Raw genomic sequence first — 17,582 nt, 5'->3', positions numbered from 1 at the left:
GGCAAGGGCAAGGGGTCCGACGCTTCGTCGCCGCTTGACCTTGGCCCCGCAGAGGGCCAGACTCGGCACCCGCCGCGCCCTGTGACAAGGGCCGTCAGGCAAGGACAAGCGATGACCCGCCCCGCGCAAGGCCCCGATACCGACGCCTTTCTCGCCCCGCTGACCGCGCGTCTGGCCAAGCTGCGCCAGCTTGAGGCGGCGGTGTTCTGGGAAAGCGAGGGCTGGCCGGAAGACCCGGCCGAGATTCTTGAGCCCGAAGAGATCATCTTTTATCTCGAAGGCCTCTTGGACGAGGGCTTCCGGCTGGAATGGCGCCTTCTGGCGCTGGCCGAAACCCCTGGCCAGCCCGACCATCTGCGCATCTTCGTCTGGGAAGACGGGTCCGAGACGCCCCCCGAGGACGGGCTGGGCTGGGCCGTGATCGACGGGAAAAGGCACCCGGCATGAATTTCCTCAGGGGCTTCGGCCCGGCCCATCCGCAGATGGACCTGCGGGCGGTCCTGACCTCTGGCCTGGGCGCGGCGCTTTTGCTGGCGGCGACGCTGTGGCTCCTGCCGCGGGCCACCGGCATGGCGGTCCCGCCCGCGCTGCTTGCGCCGCTGGGCGCAAGCGCGCTCATGTTGGCCGCCCTGCCGCAAAGCCCGCAATCCCAGCCCTGGTCCGTGGTGCTTGGCACGGTGCTGGCGGCGGGGGCGGCGGAACTGGTGCTGCATCTTGCCCCTGCCGCGCTGGCGCAATGGTCGGGCCTTGTCGCCCTGGCGCTTGCGACAGCCCTGATGGCGGGCGCCCGCGCGATCCATGCGCCCGCCGGAATTCTGGCCCTGGCCCTGGCTGGCGCCGGCTCGGCCGGCCGCGCCGCCGACACGGCCTACCTTCTGCTGCAGATCGGAGCCGCCTCCGCCCTTCTGGTGGCACTGGCTCTGGTCTGGCACCTTCTTCTTGGCAACCGCTATCCGATGAAAAGCTGATCAGATGACCGACACCCCGACCGTCCTGCGCGACCTGCATGCCGCCTGCGCCGAGCTTGGAACCATCCTCTTCACCGTCTCGGTGCTGGACCCCGCCGCTGGCGTCTCGCGCCGGGCCTATACCTCGCATCCGGTGGAATATCCCGCCCAGGGCACCAAGCCGATGGAGCATGACGCCTGGTTTGCCCATTGCGTCGCGGGCCGCCGGACATTCGTCGCCAACACGCCTGAAGGTTTCCGCGCCCATTTCTTCGACCATGCGCTGATCGAAAGCATGGGGCTGGGCTCCGCCGTCAACATCCCGCTTTCCGCCACACCCGACGCGCCGGTCACGGCCACGGTCAACCTGCTGGCGGGGCCTGGCCATTTCACGCCACCAATACTTGCCGCCTATCACGCCCTTGTCGAAGCGCATCGCGAGGCGCTGCTGGCCGCTCTGCCCCGCCTCGTCTGAACCATGGCCTTCACGCTGCGACAGTTGCAGTTCTTCGTCGCGGCGGCCGAGGCCGGATCGGTGACCGGCGCCGCGCGCGCCCTGTCGATCAGCCAATCCTCGATCACCGAGGCAATCCGCGCCCTCGAGGACGATTTGGGCGTGATGCTGTTCGACCGGCAGGCGCGCGGCCTTTTGATCACCCACAAGGGCAGCGCCTTCCTGCGCCATGCGCGCACCATCCTGGCCGATGTGGCCAGCGCCCGCGCCGCCTTCCGCGACGAGGCGGAAAGCCCGCCGGGCCGCCTGTCGCTGGGCGTGACCTCGCTGGTCGCGGGCTATGTCCTCTCCGACATCCTGTCGCGCTACCGCCGCGCCCATCCGCGCGTCGATCTGAACGTGACCGAGGACAATGGCGATTATCTCCAGCACTTGCTGATCGGCGGGGAACTGGACGTGGCCGTGCTGCTGACCTCCTCGGTCAAGGACCGCATGGCGCTGAATGTGGAAACGCTGGTCGTCTCGCCCTACCGGCTCTGGCTGCCACTCGGCCATCCGCTGGCGGATCAAGAGGCGATCGCGCTTGAGGAACTGGCCGGCCAGCCGCTGATCCAGCTGATGGTGGACGAGATTGAGGAATCCACCCGCCGCCTGACCGCCGCCCTGCCGGTGAAACCGCAGGTCGCCTTCCGCACCCGCAGCGTCGAGGCGGTCCGCTCGCTGGTCGCCACCGGCGCGGGCCTGGCGATCCTGCCCAGCCTTGTCTACCGGCCCTGGTCGCTGGAAGGCGACCGGATCGAGATCCGCGACGTCTCGGGCGATCTGCCCTCGGTGCAGGTGGGTCTGGCCTGGCGGCGCGGGGCGCCCCTGTCGCAGCCCGCACATAATTTCATCCGCTCGGCCCAGGGGGCCATCGCGGAACGCTAGCTTACGGCGCGCCCGCCATCAGGACGTAATAGGTCCGCCCCTCGGCCGTGGCCGTGCCCAGGCCGATCTGCCTGATGTTGCGGTTCAGGATATTGGCCCAATGCCCGCCTGACCGCTTCCAGATCCGCGCCGCCGCGGCCGCCGAACTTTCGGTCGACATGGCGACATTCTCGACGCCCTCGCCAAAGCCCGCGCCATGCATGCGCTGGGCGAAATTGCGATGCGACAGCTTGCCCTGGCTGGCCAAAGCACAGGCATGACGCCCGGCCGCCGTCTCCAGCGACGAGATCGGGGCCAATGCCGCCAGCCCCTTCTTGTCGCGTTCGGCATTGATCCATCCCAGCAAGGCTGTCTCGATCCCCTGCGCCCCCATCGGCGTGCTGCAGGCCATGGCCTGCCCGGCACCGCCGACAAATGGCCATGCGGCGCAAGCCGCAATCGTCAGAAATTTCCGCATCCTGCCCCTCGGTCCGCTTGTTTTTCTGCCTTGCCGGGAATCCTGCAACGCGCGATTCGGCCTTGCAAGACGGCCGCCTTGGGGCGGGCGGAAAGTCGCAAACAACATGTGGTGGTTTGGCGGATCGGCGCCGCCGACCTATCGGCTTTACCGATATCACGCATCCGCGTTTTGTTATTGCGAAGTCCTGCGCCGCGGCTCAGGCTTTTGCCATGACCGGACCACCGGCACCCCGCCCGTCCGGCGGGCCATCCACAGGGAGTTCCAGATGACCAAGAAGACGACCATGAAGCTCATGGCCACCAGCGCGCTCTGTCTGGCCACCGCCGTCAGCCCCGTGCTTGCCCAGGTCACCGAACTGGGTGCGGGCGAAGGCCAGGTGAACATCGTCGCCTGGCCCGGCTATATCGAGCGCGGCGAAACCGACAAGGCCTTCGACTGGGTCACCAAGTTCGAAACCGCGACAGGCTGCAAGGTCAAGGTCAAGACCGCGAATACCTCGGACGAGATGGTCGCCCTGATGAACGAAGGCGGCTTCGATCTTGTCACCGCCTCGGGCGACGCCTCGCTGCGCCTGGTCGCGGGCAAGCGTGTGCAGCCGATCAATGTCGACCTGATCCCCTCCTGGTCCAAGGTGGATGACCGGCTCAAGGATGCCGGCTGGCACACGGTCGACGGCGTCCATTACGGCGTGCCCTATATGTGGGGCCCGAACGTGCTGATGTACAATACCGAGGTCTTCAAGGAGCCGCCAAAATCCTGGAACGTCGTCTTCGAGAAGATGGACCTGCCCGATGGCAAGTCGAACGAAGGCCGGGTGCAGGCCTATGACGGCCCGATCCACATCGCCGATGCTGCGCAATATCTGATGTTCCACAAGCCCGAGCTGAAGATCACCAACCCCTATGAGCTGAACGAGGATCAGTACAAGGCCGCGCTCGACCTGTTGCGCGCCCAGCGCACCCTTGTCGCCCGTTACTGGCATGACGCCTTCATCCAGATGGACGACTTCAAGAACGAGGGCGTCGTCGCCTCGGGCTCCTGGCCCTTCCAGGTCGGCCTGCTGAAATCCGAGGGCCTGCCGATCGCCAGCACGATCCCCGAGGAAGGCGCGACTGGCTGGGCCGACACGACGATGATGCATGTCGAGGCCGAGCATCCGAACTGCGCCTATATGTGGATGGAGCACACGCTGTCCTCGAACCTGCAATCCGACCTTGCGGTCTGGTTCGGCGCCAATCCCAGCGTTCCCGCCGCCTGTACCGACGGATCGGGCATGTCCACCGCCGAAAGCTGCACCGCCAATGGCATGGACGATTTCGAGAAGATCCGCTTCTGGACCACCCCGGTCGCCAATTGCAGCCAGGGCGACGGCGCCTGCGTGCCCTATTACCGCTGGGTATCCGACTATATCGGCGTGATCGGCGGCCGCTGACAACAACTTCCAGGGTGCGCCTCCGGGGCGCACCCGCCCTTCTTCAACGAGCGGTGCGCCCGTGACGGCGCACCCTACGGATATGATCTGCCATGCCCCCAGCCGTCGAATTCCGCGCCGTCTCCCGCCATTTCGGCCCCGTCAAGGCGGTGGACGGCGTGGATCTCGCCATCGCCGAAGGATCGTTCTTCGCCATGCTCGGCCCCTCCGGCTCGGGCAAGACCACCTGCCTGCGGCTGATCTCGGGCTTTGAACAGCCCAGCGCCGGACAGATCCGCATCTTCGGCGAGGATGTCTCGGCCGTGCCGCCGCATCTGCGCAACGTGAACACGGTCTTTCAGGACTATGCGCTGTTTCCGCATATGAACGTGCGCGACAACGTCGCCTACGGGCTGATGGTCAAGGGCATGGGCCGCAGCCAGCGCCATGCCCAGGCCGAAGAGATGCTGTCCCTCGTCAAGCTTGACGGCTATGGCGACCGCAAGCCCGCCCAGCTTTCCGGCGGCCAGCGCCAGCGCGTGGCGCTCGCGCGGGCGCTCGTGAACAAACCCCGCGTCCTTCTTCTCGACGAACCCCTGGGCGCCCTGGACCTCAAGCTGCGCGAGGCGATGCAGGACGAGCTGAAGGCGCTGCAACACCGCCTTGGCCTGACCTTCGTCTTCGTCACCCATGACCAGCACGAAGCTCTGTCCATGGCCGATCACCTTGCCGTCTTCAACGAAGGGAAAATCGCCCAGATCGGTACGCCGCAGGATATCTACGACCGCCCCGCCACCCGCTTCGTGGCCGATTTCGTCGGCTCTTCCAATGTCCTGCCCCCGGCCCTGACCCGCGCGCTGGGCGGCCCCGAGGCCTGGGCCTCGCTGCGCCCCGAGGCGGTGCGCCTGGCCGCAACCGGCCCGGTCAGCGGCCCCGTCACCGCCCTGCGCTATCTTGGCGCCGGCACCCGCGTCGCCCTGCGCCTGGGCGAGACCGAGGTCGCCGCCCTGATCCCGGCCGGACAGCCCTTGCCCGCCGAGGGCGAGACCGCCGCCATCGCCTTCGATCCGGCCGCCCTGCACGTGATGGGGGACGCGAAATGACTGCGCGCCACCCACGAATGCCAGCCGCGAGGGGGACAGACAGCCCCCCTGCCGCGCCCGCCATGAGGACCCCGGCATGAGCGGCGCGGTCCTTTCCCCGCGTGGCCCGGCCGACCGGCTGACCGGCCTGTTCTGGCGCTGGCCTTGGCTCCTGCTTCTCCTGCTGATCGCGCCGCCGCTGTTGTGGCTGGGCGTGGTCTATCTGGGCTCGCTGGCGGCGCTCCTGCTGCAAAGCTTCTATGCGATCGACGAATTTTCCGGCGTCGTCGTGCCGGAATTCACGCTCAAGACCTATGCCGAGCTGTTCCGCGCCCAGAATCTCGACATCATCCTGCGCACCGTCTGGATGGCCGGCGCCGTCACGCTGGCCTGCGCGGTTCTGGCCTTTCCCGTCGCCTATTACGCCGCGCGCTATGCCAAGGGGCATTGGAAGGCTGCCTTCTACCTGGGCGTCATGCTGCCTTTGTGGTCCAGCTATCTGGTCAAGGTCTATGCCTGGAAGCTGATCCTTGCCAAGGAAGGCATCCTCGGCTGGGCGGCGGAACGCACGCACACGACCTTCGTCCTTGACGGGCTTCTGTCGCTGCCGGGACTGCAGGGATCAAGCCTTTCCACCTCGCCCATCGGCACCTTCCTCGTCTTCGTCTATGTCTGGCTGCCCTATATGATCCTGCCGATGCAGGCCGCGCTGGAGCGGGTGCCGACCGCCATGCTCGAGGCCAGCGCCGACCTTGGCGCCACCCGCGCCCAGGCCTTCCGCACCGTGATCCTGCCCCTGGCCCTGCCGGGTGTCATCGCCGGGTCGATCTTCACCTTCTCGCTGACGCTGGGCGATTACATCATCCCGCAGATCGTCGGCAATTCGGCGAATTTCATCGGCATGGCGGTCTATCAGCTGCAGGGCACCGCCGGGAATATCCCGCTCGCCGCGGCCTTCGCCGTGGTGCCGATCCTGATCATGCTGGTCTATCTCTGGCTGGCCAAACGCGCGGGGGCTTTCGATGCGCTCTGAGACCCGGTCGGATCGGCCCCCGCTGTCGCTGAAGCTCGCGGCCCTGGGCGGGCTTCTGTTCCTTCACCTGCCGATCCTTCTGATCTTCCTCTACGCCTTCACGACCGAGGAGCGCAGCTATCAGTTCCCGCCCCCCGGCCTGACCACGAAATGGTTCGCCGTGGCCTGGTTCGACCGGCCCGACATCTGGCCACCGCTCTACCTGTCGCTCAAGGTCGCCGCGATCTCGACCTTGCTGGCCATGATCCTTGGCACGCTCTGCGCCGCCGCCATGGCGCGCGCGCGCTTCTTCGGGCGCGACCAGATCACCCTTCTCGTCCTTCTGCCCATCGCGCTGCCCGGCGTCATCACCGGCATGTCGCTGCGCTCGGCCTTCGGGATCATGGACATCCCCTTCTCGACCTGGACCATCGTCCTGGGTCACGCCACCTTCTGCATCGTCATCGTCTACAACAATGCCGTCGCCCGCTTCCGCCGCCTGTCGGGCGGCATCCTTGAGGCCTCGGCCGATCTGGGCGCCAACAGCTTCCAGACCTTCCGCCATGTGCTGCTGCCCAATCTCGGCTCTGCGCTTCTGGCGGGCGGGATGCTGGCCTTCGCGCTGAGTTTCGACGAGGTCATCGTCACCACCTTCACCGCGGGCCAGCAATCCACCCTGCCGATCTGGATGCTGAACGAGCTGGTGCGCCCGCGTCAGCGCCCGGTCACCAATGTGGTCGCCATCGTCGTCTTCGCCGCGACCTTCCTGCCCATCCTGGCCGCCTATTACCTGACCCGCGGCGGTTCCGAGACCGCCGGCATGGGGAAATGAGGGAGAGAGATATGGACACCCGCACCACCATCGACACCGCGCTCCTGATCGGTTCCGCCTTCGAGGCGGGCCAGGAGGCGAAGGAAGCCATCCTCAACCCCCGCACCGGCGGGCTGATCCTTGATGTGCCCGAAGCCTCGACGGCGCAGGTCGACCGCGCCCTTGCCGCCGCCCGCCTTGCCTTTGACAGCTGGTCGCACAGCACGCCTTCCGAACGCGCTGCCGCGCTTCTGCGCATCGCCGACCGGATCGAGCGTGAGGCGCAGGAGTTTGCCGCGCTCGAGGCATTGAACTGCGGCAAGCCGATCAACGCCGCCTTGAATGACGAAATTCCCGCGGTGGTCGATTGCTTCCGCTTCTTCGCGGGCGCGGTGCGCACCCAGCACGGCCAGGTCGCGGGCGAATACCTTGCCGGCCATACCAGCATGATCCGCCGCGATCCGGTGGGCGTGGTCGCCAGCATCGCCCCCTGGAACTATCCGCTGATGATGATGGCCTGGAAACTGGCCCCGGCGGTGGGGGGCGGCAATACCGTCGTGTTCAAGCCCAGCGAGCAGACGCCGCTGACCGCCCTGAAACTGGCGCGGATTCTGGCCGAGGAACTGCCCGAAGGCGTGGTCTCGATCATCACCGGGCGCGGCCAGACCGTCGGCAATTACCTGATCAACCATCCGGGCGTCGACATGATCAGCCTGACCGGCGATGTGGCGACCGGCCGCAAAATGCTCGACGCCGCCGCCAAGACGGTGAAGCGCACCCATCTGGAACTGGGCGGCAAGGCCCCCGTGCTGGTGTTCGACGATGCCGATATTCCGGCGGTCGTCGAAGGGCTGCGCGCTTTCAGCTTCTACAATGCCGGCCAGGATTGCACCGCCGCCTGCCGCGTCTATGCGGGCCGGAAAGTCTATGAAAACCTCGTCGCAGACCTGACCGCCGCCGCCGCCAGCATCACCCTTGCCGATGCCGATGACGGCCTGAACGAGATCGGCCCCCTGATCAGCCAGCGCCAGCGCGACCGCGTCGCCAGCTTCGTCAACCGCGCCCGCGAGCTTTCCCATGTCGAGGTGACGACGGGTGGCGAGACCATGGACCAGGGCTTCTACTACCGCCCCACCGTGGTCGCGGGTGCGAGACAGGAAGACGAGATCGTCCGGCGCGAGGTCTTTGGCCCGGTCGTCTCGGTCACACCCTTCTCGGATGCGGATGACGTGGTGGGCTGGGCCAATGACAGCGATTACGGCCTCGCCTCATCGGTCTGGACCCGCGATGTCGGCCGCGCCATGTCGACCGCCGCACGGCTGCGCTATGGCTGCACCTGGATCAACACCCATTTCATGCTGGTCAACGAGATGCCGCATGGCGGGCTGAAACAGTCGGGCTATGGCAAGGACATGAGCGCCTATGCGCTCGAGGATTACACCGTGGTCCGGCATGTGATGGTGAAGCACTGATCTTTAACCCCTGAAAGGAGACCTTCGATGAACCGCCGCGTCCTTCTTTCCCTGCCGCTTCTGGCCGTCCTGCCCCTGCCCGCTTTCGCCGCCGACGATGCGCTGTCAGTGGTCGAGGCCTATCTTGCGGGCTGGAACGCCCATGACAGCGCCGCCGCCGCCAGCCAGTTCGCCCCCGAAGTGGTCTATTACGACGCCTCTGTCGGCACGCCGATCACCGGGGCCGAAGCCGCCAAGACCGGCGTGATCGACAATTTCCTGACCGCCGCCCCGGATGCGGTCTGGAAAATGGAAGGCTCGCCTGTGGTGCAGGATGGCAAGGTCGCCTTTGAATGGACCTTCTCGGGCACCAATACCGGCCCCTGGGCCGATGGCACCGCCGCGACAGGCAAGGCCTTCAGCTTTACCGGCGCCTCGGTCTTCGTGGTCGAGGGCGGCAAGATCACCCATCAGAGCGATTATTACGACGCGCTCGGCTTTTACAAACAGCTTGGGCTGATGTGACGGTTCAGAAAGGCCCCGGCCCGACCCTGCTGGCGGGCCGGGGCTTCACCCCGCCGCCTTCTCCAACACCTCTTCCGCCCAGGCGTTCAGGCTTTTGCCGGCGAGTTCCGCCGCCAGCGCCGCCTTGCGATGCACCTCCGGGTCCACCCGGAACATCATCTGGCCGGAATAGGTCTTCTGCGGCTCTTTGCCGATCCGCGCGCAGGTTTCTAGATAATCCTCCACCGCCTCGCGGAACGCCTCGCGCAGCCCTTCCACCGTGTCGGCGTGAAACCCCACGCCGTCGCGGATGCCCGCGATCCGGCCGGTGAAGATGCCGTCCGCGTCGTCATAATCGATCCGGGCCGCATAGCCCCGGTAACTCATCGCATTGGTCATGGCCTTACCCCGCCAGGGCTTCCTGCTTCATGCTATGACTGCTTGCAGATTTTGCAAGCGCACGACACGGGAGAAGTTCCCCGACGACCCCACCGGCAAAAGAATACCCCCGGTCCGGGAGAGGAAGCGGACCGGGGGGTCAGACGGCTGACCGGAACAGGGGAAGTGTCAGCCGGTGATGCGGCGCAGCAATGTCTCGCCAAGGAACAGGGTGAAAAGCGCGGTATGGGCGGCCGCAAACAGGAAAAGCGCGATCCCCGCGCCCGACAGGCGCCCCTCGGTCGCACGGGCCAAAAGATAGGCGCCCTGCGTGAAGCCTTGGGACATCTCCGCCGCAAGACCGTGAAAAGCGGCGCGGGGGGATTGCGGGGAAGTCATCATACACTCCAATGAAATCAGTATCTTGTCTTGTCCGTTTCGATGAAGTGACTATGCCGCGATCCCGCCTTGCGGTCCAATGACAAAGCCTGTCATGCAAGAAAAAGCCCCGGAGGCTTTCACCTCCGGGGCCGAGATCCTGAAAAGGCAGCCTGCCTCAGCGGCGGCTGTCTTCCTCGTCCTCGTCATCCTCGTCGGCGGCGGGCAGCGAGAAGAAGCTCTCCGCATCCGAGAAGTCGCGGGCCGAAACCTCGTCCTTCTCCTCGTCGCCAAAGACTTCCAGCCCGGTCAGCCCGGTCGATTGCTTGGGCGCCTCGGCATCCATGCCCAGCGACTGCTCGGTCGAGACCAGCTTGCGCCGCTCGTCATCGCTCATCACGCCGCCCTCGGCCGCCTTCTTGCGCACCGCGGCCTGCACCGCGCTGTCCAGTTCCGACTGGCGGCACAGGCCCAGCGCGACCGGATCGACCGGCGCGATGTTCTGGATGTTCCAGTGGGTCCGTTCGCGGATCGCCTGGATCGTCGGCTTGGTGGTGCCGACCAGCTTGCCGATCGCGCCATCCGACAGTTCGGGATGGAACTTGACCAGCCACAGGATCGCCGCCGGGCGGTCCTGGCGCTTCGACAGCGGCGTGTAGCGCGGGCCGCGGCGCTTTTCCTCGCCCACGGCGGCGGCGTTGAACTTGAGCTTCAGCTTGTACAGCGGATCGGCCTGGCCGCGCTCGATCTCGATGGGCTCGAGCTGGTTGTTTGCGATCGGGTCGAAACCCTTCACGCCACCGCCGACATCACCATCGGCGATGCCCTGCACTTCCAGCTCATGCATGCCGCAGAAATCCGCGATCTGCCTGAAGGTCAGCGTCGTATTGTCCACGAGCCAAACGGCGGTGGCGCGGGCCATGATCGGCTTGTTCATCATCCGGCTCCTTTACAAATCTCTCCCGTGCCGGGAAAACGGCTGCGGACCCTTGCCCGCGGTTCTCCGATGTCGGGGAATTGGGCGCCCGTATAGACCCTTTCACCGCCCAGGGGAAGTGCAAATGAGACAGGCTTTCGCGGCCCTGCTGGCCCTTTTTCTGGCGGTCTCCGTCGCCCGGGCCGAGGGCGAGAAGGCGGGCGATTTCGACTATTACGTGATGTCGCTGTCCTGGTCCTCGGGCTGGTGCGCGCTGGAAGGCGATGCCCGCGACGATCCGCAATGCGATGTCGGGCGCGGGCTGACCTTCGTGCTGCACGGGCTTTGGCCGCAATATGAACGGGGCTGGCCCAGCTATTGCCGCACCGTCGCGCGCGACCCGACCCGGGCCGAAACCGCCGCCATGGCCGATATCATGGGCGGCGCCGGTCTGGCCTTCTACCAATGGAAGAAACATGGGCGCTGCGCGGGCCTGTCGCCGACCGACTATTACGCCACGGCGCGGCGGGCCTTTGCCTCGGTCACAATCCCACCTGTCTTCGCCAAGATGTCGAAAACGCTCAAGGTTCCCGCCGAGGTCGTCGAAGGGGCGTTCCTCGAAGCCAATACCGGCCTCGTCCGTGACCAGATCACCGTGACCTGCGACAAGGGCCGCATCCAGGAGGTCCGGCTCTGCCTGACCAAAGACCTTGAACCCCGGCGCTGCGGCGATGACACGATCCGCGATTGCCGCCTGACAGACGCCATTCTGGATGCGGTCAGATAAGGGACAGGGAGAAGGCGGCGGGACCAGGGCTGAAAAAGGCGATCAAGGGGAAGATCGAACAGAAAAACCTTGGCACAATACATGTTCCGGTCGGCACAACTGGGGATCGACACCTGCCGGCAAAAAAGGGGAGGATGAAAAATCCGGCCCCGCCTGAAGCCCTTGTTAACAAATGCTTCTCACGCTTGCGCGTGAAAGAACCGTCAATCTTCTGACGCAGCGTCAGATTCGCGTTGCCTGCCGGCGCAAGGCGGCGGGGCGCCCCGCGGCCTATTCCTCGACCTTCAGCACGATCTTGCCGACATGGCCCGGCGTCTCGATCCGCCAGTGGGCCGAGGGCGCGTCGGGCAGGGCATATTCGCTGTCCATCACCACCTTGAAGGCCCCCCGCTCGATCATCGGCCAGACATGGGTTTCCACCGCCGCCGCGATCCGCGCCTTCTCGTTTTCCGACTGCGGGCGCAGGGTCGATCCGGTGATGGTCAGCCGCCGCATCATCACTTCTGCGAAATTCACCTCTGCCTTTGCCCCTTGCAGGAACGCGATCTGCACCAGCCGCCCGTCATCGGCCAGCGCCTTGATGTTCTTCTCGATATAGGACCCGCCCACCATGTCGAGAATCACATCCGCGCCGCCCTGCCCGCGCACCAGCTTGGACCAGTCCTGCGAGCGGTAGTTGAAGGCCAGATCGGCGCCCAGATCGGTGCAGACCTGGCATTTCTCATCTGTCCCGGCTGTGGCAAAGACCCGCGCGCCCAGCGCCTTGGCGATCTGGATCGCCGTCGTGCCGATGCCGGATGTGCCGCCGTGCACCAACAGGGTCTGCCCGGCCTTCAGCTTCCCGCGCATGACGACATTGGTCCAGACCGTGAAGCAGGTTTCCGGCAGGCAGGCCGCCTCGCGCATCGACAGCCCCGGCGGTATCGGCAGGGCATGGGCCTCGTGGCAGATGGCATATTCCGAATAGCCGCCCCCCGGCAGCAGAGCGCAGACCTTGTCACCGATCTGCCAGCGGGTGACGCCCGGCCCGGCCTCGACCACGGTGCCGGAACATTCCAGACCGGGAATGGGCGAGGCATCGGGCGGCGGCGCATAGGCCCCGGCGCGCTGCAGCGCATCGGGCCGGTTCACCCCGGCCCAGGCGATGCGGATCACGATCTGCGCATGGCCCGGCACCGGCACCGGCATCGAGACGGGTTTCAGCACATCCGGCCCGCCGGGGGCCGAGATTTCCATCGCCAGCATCGAATGGGAAAGCGTCATACTTGTTTCCTGTCCTCAGAACGCGCGCGGCGGGGCCTCGGATGCGCCCCCCGGCGCGGCATCGCGGCCCGGAAGGTCATCCTGCCGTTTTGGCGCACGAATCCTTTCCAACATCTTGAAAGGCCCGGCAAGAAGCGCCTTTCCGATCGGGTTGCCCGCAAAAGCGGCTTTCGCCTTTTCAAAGGCCATCACACCCTCGATCCGGCGATCAAGGAAGGCCCAGCTCGCCTCATGTTCGGGGCTGTCATCGCCCAGCCAGAACAGAACCGTCGCCGCATGAACGGCCGAGAGCGTGGCGCGCTTGGAATACCAGTTGATATCCTGCGACGTATCGCCCAGCGCCGTCCAGACCGCATCCGCCGTATGCCAGACCGCCGCCGCACCATCGGCCGCATGCTGCGGCAGGGCGAACAGCACCGCCCCGCGCCGCACCAGTTCACGGTCCACCGCTTGCAGGCGCAGCTTGATCGCCAGCGCCACCTTCTCGCGGAATTTCAGTGCCGACAGATCGGATGCGGCCAGCGCTGTGACCATGGCCGCATCGCCCTGCCGGTGATAGGCCAGCGCCAGATCCACCCCGCCGCGCGGGTAAAGCGCGCGCGCCAGCCCCGGCGCCACGCCCGAATCGGCGATCGCCTCGCGCAGCGTCGCCTCGGACCAGCCTTCAAAGGGCACATGCGGCAGCGCCGCCGCCAGAATCCGGGTTTTCGCGTCGTCTTCCATCGCTCGGGCCTTCCTTTCGGTGCCGCAGGTGGACAAGTGGTCTCCCGCCTGTTATGGGCTGCCCCGCCTGCACATCAGTGCAACTCTAGCTTAGGAAGGTGGTGACAACCACATGCAGGTCAGCGTTCGTGACAATAACGTCGAACAGGCCCTCCGGGCCCTGAAGAAAAAGCTCCAGCGCGAAGGCGTGTTTCGGGAAATGAAGCTCAAGCAGCATTTCGAGAAGCCCTCCGTCAAAAAAGCGCGCGAGCAAGCCGAAGCCGTCCGCCGTGCGCGCAAACTCGCGCGCAAGAAGGCGCAACGCGAAGGCGCTCTCTAAGACGTTCTTCCGACACTGGGGGCGCAAGCCCCGCCAAGATCAGCCCCCGTCCGCAAGGCCGGGGGTTTTTCATTGGCCCGGGCCGTGGTTCAAGGGACCATGCGCGAGACCGATCTCTATCTGCCGGTGAAAGCCTTCCTCGAAGCCCAGGGCTATGAGGTCAAGGCCGAGATCGGCGCCTGCGACCTGATGGCCCGGCGCGGCGACGAAGCGCCCGTGATCGTCGAGCTGAAGACCAGCTTCTCGCTGGCTCTGGTCTTGCAGGGCGTGGCCCGGCAGGGCCTGTTCGAACATGTCTATCTTGCCGTGCCGCTGAAAACATCCGGCTGGGGCCCGCGCTACCGCGATGTTCTGGCCTTGTGCCGCCGCCTGGGCCTTGGCCTGCTGGCGGTGCGGATCGGTCGCGAAGCGACGGTCGAGGCCCATCTCGACCCCGGCCCCTACCAGCCCCGCCGCAACACGGCCCGCGCCGGGCGGCTGTTGCGCGAATTCGACCGCCGGGTCGGCGACCCCAACCTGGGCGGCTCCACCCGGGTCAAGCGCATGACCGCCTATCGGCAAGACGCGATCCGGCTGGCGCAGGCCTTGGCGGATGGCCCGCAAAAGCCCGCCACCCTCGCCAAATCCCTGACCATCCCCCGCGCCGGCGACATGCTGCGCGACGATCACTACGGCTGGTTCGAGAGGATCGAACGCGGGCTTTACGGCCTGACGCCACAGGGCCGCGCGGCCCTTGCCGATCTGGCCTAATGCCCCGGCGCCTGCGCGCCCCGATTGCCCAGAAGAAGATCCCGCCCGGCATAGATCCCCTCGACCGACTGCACCGCCAGCCGCTCACGGTCGCGGCTGCGCACGGCGTCCAGCAACTCGTCCGCCTCTTCCTCGCTCGCCCCCATCTGCAGCAGCGCCTTGCGCCCCATGACCAGCGCGCTTTCAAAGGTTTCGCGCAGCTGGAACTCCACCCCTTTCGCCATCAGCTCAATCGCATGCCCCCGGTCAAAGGCCCGCGCCATCACCGGCACCAGCGGAAACTCGTGCTTCAGCATCTCGACGATCCGCGTCGTGACCGCAGGCTTGTCGGTCGCCACCACCACCAGATCGGCATTGCCCGCCCCCGCCGCATGCAGGATGTCCAGCCGCGCGCCATCGCCATACCAGACCTTGAAGCCGAAACTCGCCGCCGCCTGGATCATCTCGGTATCATTGTCGATGGCCGAGATGCTGTGCCCCCGCGCCAGGAGGGGCTGGCTGACGATCTGCCCCACCCGGCCAAAGCCGATCAGCAGCACATTGCCGCGCAGCCCTCCCGCGGCCGCCACGTCCTCGACACCCTCCATGTCCGGCGCAGGCGCCGGGCGCAGCCGGTCCATCAGAATGACCATCAAGGGCGTCAGCACCATGGAGATGATGATGATCGCCGTCAGATTGGCATTCCATTCGGCTTCCAGAATGCCGAATTGCACCGCCGCCGCATACAGCACGAAGGCGAACTCGCCGCCCTGCGCCATCAGCACGGCGCGTTCCATCGCCTCCTGCCGACCGGCCTTGAACAGCCGCGCCACGGCAAAGATCACCAGCATCTTCAACGCCATGAAAGCCGGCACCGAAATCACGATCACCTGCCAGTTGGCGGCGATGATCTTCAGGTCCAGCGCCATGCCGACACCGATGAAGAACAGGCCCAGAAGCAGGCCGCGGAACGGCTCGATATCCGCCTCAAGCTGATGGCGAAAACTCGATTCCGACAGCAGAACCCCGGCGAGGAAAGCCCCCATCGCCATCGACAGCCCGCCCAGCTGCATCATCAGCGCGGCGCCCAGCACCACCAGCAGCGCCGCCGCCGTCATCACCTCGCGCGCGCCGAACCGCGCCAGAAGCCGGAACATCGGGTTCAGCAGATAGCGGCCCGCCACCACCAGCGCCACGATCACCGCCAGCCCCAGCCCGATGCCAAGGAAACGGTCCGCCAGCGTGCTGTCCTGCCCACTCGGTGCCAGAAAGGCCACCAGCGCCAGCAGCGGCACGATGGCCAGATCCTCGAACAGCAGGATCGCCACGATCCGCCGCCCCTTGGGCTGGCCCAGCTCGCCCCGCTCCTCCAGCATCTGCATGACGATGGCGGTCGAGGTCAAAACAAAGCCGGTGCCCGACACGAAACTGGCCGCCAACGGATATCCCAGCAGGATGCCCACCCAGATCAGGGCAAAGATCGCCAGACCAACCTGAACGGCGCCCAGACCGAAGATTTCGCCCCGCATCGCCCAAAGGCGGCTCGGCTGCATCTCCAGCCCGATGATGAACAGGAACAGAACCACGCCCAGTTCCGCCACCGGCAGGATGGTGTTCGCATCCTGAAAGACGCCAAGGCCGTAGGGCCCGATCGCCAGCCCCGCCGCCAGATAGCCCAGAACTGTGCCCAGCCCCGCGCGGCGGAACAGCGGCACGGCCAGCACGGCCCCCGCCAGAAGCACCACGACCGGCACAAGGTCCACGCCGTGATGCGCGGCCTCGGCCGCGTGGGAAACCGGGTCTGCCATGCTGCACCTTTCACTGCCCTGTCGCCATCATGCGGCCCGGCCCGTGACAGGCGCAAGATCGCCGCCGCGCTCAGCCCGCCGATTTCGCGGTCCGCGGCCAGAACCAGCCCGCCACCGCCGCCGCCAAAAGTGCGCCTGCACCCTGCGCCGCCCAGAAAAGCGGCAGATCGGCGGGCCGGATGCCGGCGAATGTGTCGGTGAAGGCGCGGGCCAGCGCCACCGCCGGATTGGCGAAACTGGTCGAGGCGGTGAACCAATAGGCCGCGGTGATATAGCAGGCCACCACAGCCGCGACCTGCGCACCGCCGCGCAGCGCACCCAGCACCACCAGCACCAGCCCGAAAGTCGCCACTCCTTCTGCCAGGCCCTGCGCCGCGCCCGTGCGCACCGTCTGCGACACCTGCGCCAGGGGCAGCTCGAACATGGCATGGGCCAGAAGCGTGCCCGCCACGCCCCCCGCGCCTTGCGCCAGCATATAAGCCAGCGCCAGCCCCGGCGCGATCTCGCCGCGCAGCGCGAAGACCAGCGTCACCGCCGGGTTCATCTGCGCCCCCGAAACCGGCCCGAAGACCGAGATCAGCACATACAGCACCGCCCCCGTGGCGATCGTATTGGCCAGAAGCGCCAGGCCCGTATCCTGCGTCAGCCGGTCGGCCATGATGCCCGACCCGACCACCGCCAGGACCAGCATCCCGGTCGCCAGCGCCTCGGCCGTGATCCTGCGCGCGCTCATTGCTGCCCGATCTCGCGCAGCTTGCGCTGAAGCGACATCGCGTCCAGCGCGGCAAGGGGAAGCGCGGTGAATGCGCCGATCCGGCGCGACAGCGCGCGATAGGTCTCGGCGAAGGCCAGCGCCTTTTCCACCTCGCTGCCTTCGATCGCCGCCGGATCGGGCAGGCCCCAATGCGCCGTCATCGGCTGGCCCGGCCAGAACGGACATTCCTCGGCGGCGGCGGAATCGCAGACGGTAAAGACGAAGTCCATTTTCGGCGCATCCGGCCCGGCAAACTCGTCCCAGCTTTTCGACCGGGCAAAGCTCGTGTCGAACCCTTCGCGCCGCAAAAGGTCCAGCGCGTAGGGGTTGGGGGCACCCGTCGGGCGCGACCCTGCCGAATAGGCCCGGATCTTGCCCTCTCCGGCGCGGTTCATCAGCGCCTCGGCCAGGATCGAGCGTGCCGAATTTCCGGTGCACAGGAACAGGACGTTCAAGGGTTCGCTCATC

Annotated in this window: 22 protein-coding genes; 13 read left to right on the top strand and 9 right to left on the bottom strand. The window is 66.5% G+C overall.

The window, feature by feature from the left end; translation table 11 throughout:
- Positions 1-111: 111 nt before the first annotated feature.
- From ACED67_RS17875 to ACED67_RS17860, 4 genes are read left to right on the top strand one after another with little or no spacing between them, the layout of a single operon-like run.
- Entirely contained in the window at positions 112-447 is a 336-nt protein-coding gene (locus ACED67_RS17875) for a hypothetical protein (RefSeq protein WP_395543075.1), read from the top strand.
- Entirely contained in the window at positions 444-968 is a 525-nt protein-coding gene (locus ACED67_RS17870; protein WP_395543074.1) for an HPP family protein, read from the top strand. The genes ACED67_RS17875 and ACED67_RS17870 overlap by 4 nt, the downstream gene beginning before the upstream one ends.
- Before the next feature lie 4 nt (positions 969-972).
- Entirely contained in the window at positions 973-1,422 is a 450-nt protein-coding gene (locus ACED67_RS17865) for a GAF domain-containing protein (protein WP_395543073.1), read from the top strand.
- A 3-nt stretch (positions 1,423-1,425) separates the two neighbouring features.
- Positions 1,426-2,328: a LysR substrate-binding domain-containing protein gene (locus ACED67_RS17860; RefSeq protein ID WP_395543072.1), complete on the top strand. Its 903-nt coding sequence runs from the start codon at positions 1,426-1,428 to the stop codon at positions 2,326-2,328.
- A gap of 1 nt (position 2,329) precedes the next feature.
- Here the strand turns inward: ACED67_RS17860 and ACED67_RS17855 are convergent, their stop codons facing one another.
- Entirely contained in the window at positions 2,330-2,785 is a 456-nt protein-coding gene (locus ACED67_RS17855; protein WP_395543071.1) for a CAP domain-containing protein, read from the bottom strand.
- A 268-nt stretch (positions 2,786-3,053) separates the two neighbouring features.
- Here ACED67_RS17855 and ACED67_RS17850 point away from each other — a divergent pair, with 268 nt between their 5' ends.
- From ACED67_RS17850 to ACED67_RS17825, 6 genes are all read left to right on the top strand, one after another.
- Positions 3,054-4,220, top strand: coding sequence for an ABC transporter substrate-binding protein (locus tag ACED67_RS17850; RefSeq protein ID WP_395543070.1), 1,167 nt, complete (start codon positions 3,054-3,056; stop codon positions 4,218-4,220).
- Between the two features lie 92 nt (positions 4,221-4,312).
- Positions 4,313-5,302 carry an ABC transporter ATP-binding protein gene (locus ACED67_RS17845; RefSeq protein ID WP_395543069.1) on the top strand — a complete coding sequence of 330 codons (990 nt, stop codon included), beginning with the start codon at positions 4,313-4,315 and terminating at the stop codon, positions 5,300-5,302.
- Between the two features lie 76 nt (positions 5,303-5,378).
- Positions 5,379-6,314: an ABC transporter permease gene (locus tag ACED67_RS17840; protein WP_395543068.1), complete on the top strand. Its 936-nt coding sequence runs from the start codon at positions 5,379-5,381 to the stop codon at positions 6,312-6,314.
- Complete coding sequence (locus ACED67_RS17835; protein WP_395543067.1) at positions 6,304-7,125, top strand: ABC transporter permease; 822 nt, start codon at positions 6,304-6,306, stop codon at positions 7,123-7,125. Before ACED67_RS17840 ends, ACED67_RS17835 begins: the two co-directional genes overlap by 11 nt.
- A gap of 29 nt (positions 7,126-7,154) precedes the next feature.
- A complete protein-coding gene (locus ACED67_RS17830) occupies positions 7,155-8,576 on the top strand; it encodes a gamma-aminobutyraldehyde dehydrogenase (RefSeq protein ID WP_395543149.1) in 1,422 nt (473 codons plus the stop codon).
- A 27-nt stretch (positions 8,577-8,603) separates the two neighbouring features.
- A complete protein-coding gene (locus ACED67_RS17825; RefSeq protein ID WP_395543066.1) occupies positions 8,604-9,080 on the top strand; it encodes an ester cyclase in 477 nt (158 codons plus the stop codon).
- Positions 9,081-9,125: 45 nt separating this feature from the next.
- Here the strand turns inward: ACED67_RS17825 and ACED67_RS17820 are convergent, their stop codons facing one another.
- The 3 genes from ACED67_RS17820 to ACED67_RS17810 all read right to left on the bottom strand — a co-directional run bounded on the left by ACED67_RS17820 (position 9,126) and on the right by ACED67_RS17810 (position 10,752).
- Positions 9,126-9,458, bottom strand: a complete 333-nt coding sequence (locus ACED67_RS17820; RefSeq protein WP_395543065.1) for a type II toxin-antitoxin system HicB family antitoxin — start codon at positions 9,456-9,458, stop codon at positions 9,126-9,128.
- A gap of 168 nt (positions 9,459-9,626) precedes the next feature.
- Positions 9,627-9,785 (bottom strand): hypothetical protein, encoded by a 159-nt coding sequence (locus tag ACED67_RS17815; protein WP_395543064.1) that lies wholly within the window; start codon positions 9,783-9,785, stop codon positions 9,627-9,629.
- Between the two features lie 208 nt (positions 9,786-9,993).
- The gene (locus tag ACED67_RS17810) at positions 9,994-10,752 is read right to left on the bottom strand and encodes a DUF1013 domain-containing protein (protein WP_395543063.1); all 759 of its coding nucleotides are present in this window, start codon (positions 10,750-10,752) and stop codon (positions 9,994-9,996) included.
- A gap of 124 nt (positions 10,753-10,876) precedes the next feature.
- Between ACED67_RS17810 and ACED67_RS17805 the strand changes: the two genes are divergently transcribed.
- On the top strand, positions 10,877-11,518 hold the full coding sequence (locus ACED67_RS17805; RefSeq protein WP_395543062.1) for a ribonuclease T2 family protein: 642 nt from the start codon (positions 10,877-10,879) through the stop codon (positions 11,516-11,518).
- Between the two features lie 270 nt (positions 11,519-11,788).
- Here ACED67_RS17805 and ACED67_RS17800 read toward each other — a convergent pair whose 3' ends face one another.
- Both ACED67_RS17800 and ACED67_RS17795 read right to left on the bottom strand, forming a co-directional pair.
- On the bottom strand, positions 11,789-12,781 hold the full coding sequence (locus ACED67_RS17800; RefSeq protein ID WP_395543061.1) for an NAD(P)H-quinone oxidoreductase: 993 nt from the start codon (positions 12,779-12,781) through the stop codon (positions 11,789-11,791).
- A gap of 15 nt (positions 12,782-12,796) precedes the next feature.
- On the bottom strand, positions 12,797-13,504 hold the full coding sequence (locus ACED67_RS17795; RefSeq protein WP_395543060.1) for a COQ9 family protein: 708 nt from the start codon (positions 13,502-13,504) through the stop codon (positions 12,797-12,799).
- Between the two features lie 112 nt (positions 13,505-13,616).
- On the opposite strand from ACED67_RS17795, the gene rpsU reads away from it, so the two are divergent.
- Together rpsU and ACED67_RS17785 are read left to right on the top strand one after the other, a co-directional pair.
- Positions 13,617-13,823: a 30S ribosomal protein S21 gene (gene rpsU / locus ACED67_RS17790; protein ID WP_023666753.1), complete on the top strand. Its 207-nt coding sequence runs from the start codon at positions 13,617-13,619 to the stop codon at positions 13,821-13,823.
- A gap of 99 nt (positions 13,824-13,922) precedes the next feature.
- On the top strand, positions 13,923-14,573 hold the full coding sequence (locus ACED67_RS17785; RefSeq protein ID WP_395543059.1) for a DUF2161 domain-containing phosphodiesterase: 651 nt from the start codon (positions 13,923-13,925) through the stop codon (positions 14,571-14,573).
- Here the strand turns inward: ACED67_RS17785 and ACED67_RS17780 are convergent.
- The 3 genes from ACED67_RS17780 to ACED67_RS17770 all read right to left on the bottom strand — a co-directional run bounded on the left by ACED67_RS17780 (position 14,570) and on the right by ACED67_RS17770 (position 17,581).
- Positions 14,570-16,360, bottom strand: a complete 1,791-nt coding sequence (locus ACED67_RS17780) for a monovalent cation:proton antiporter-2 (CPA2) family protein (RefSeq protein ID WP_395543058.1) — start codon at positions 16,358-16,360, stop codon at positions 14,570-14,572. The genes ACED67_RS17785 and ACED67_RS17780 overlap by 4 nt on opposite strands.
- A 70-nt stretch (positions 16,361-16,430) precedes the next feature.
- Positions 16,431-17,093: an aquaporin gene (locus ACED67_RS17775; protein WP_395543057.1), complete on the bottom strand. Its 663-nt coding sequence runs from the start codon at positions 17,091-17,093 to the stop codon at positions 16,431-16,433.
- Complete coding sequence (locus tag ACED67_RS17770) at positions 17,090-17,581, bottom strand: arsenate reductase ArsC (RefSeq protein ID WP_395543056.1); 492 nt, start codon at positions 17,579-17,581, stop codon at positions 17,090-17,092. The genes ACED67_RS17775 and ACED67_RS17770 overlap by 4 nt, the downstream gene beginning before the upstream one ends.
- Position 17,582 lies beyond the last annotated feature (1 nt).

The organism is Neotabrizicola paludis (genome assembly GCF_044142105.1).
Taxonomy (GTDB): domain Bacteria; phylum Pseudomonadota; class Alphaproteobacteria; order Rhodobacterales; family Rhodobacteraceae; genus Pseudogemmobacter.
This window is presented reverse-complemented; position numbering and strand designations above follow the sequence as displayed.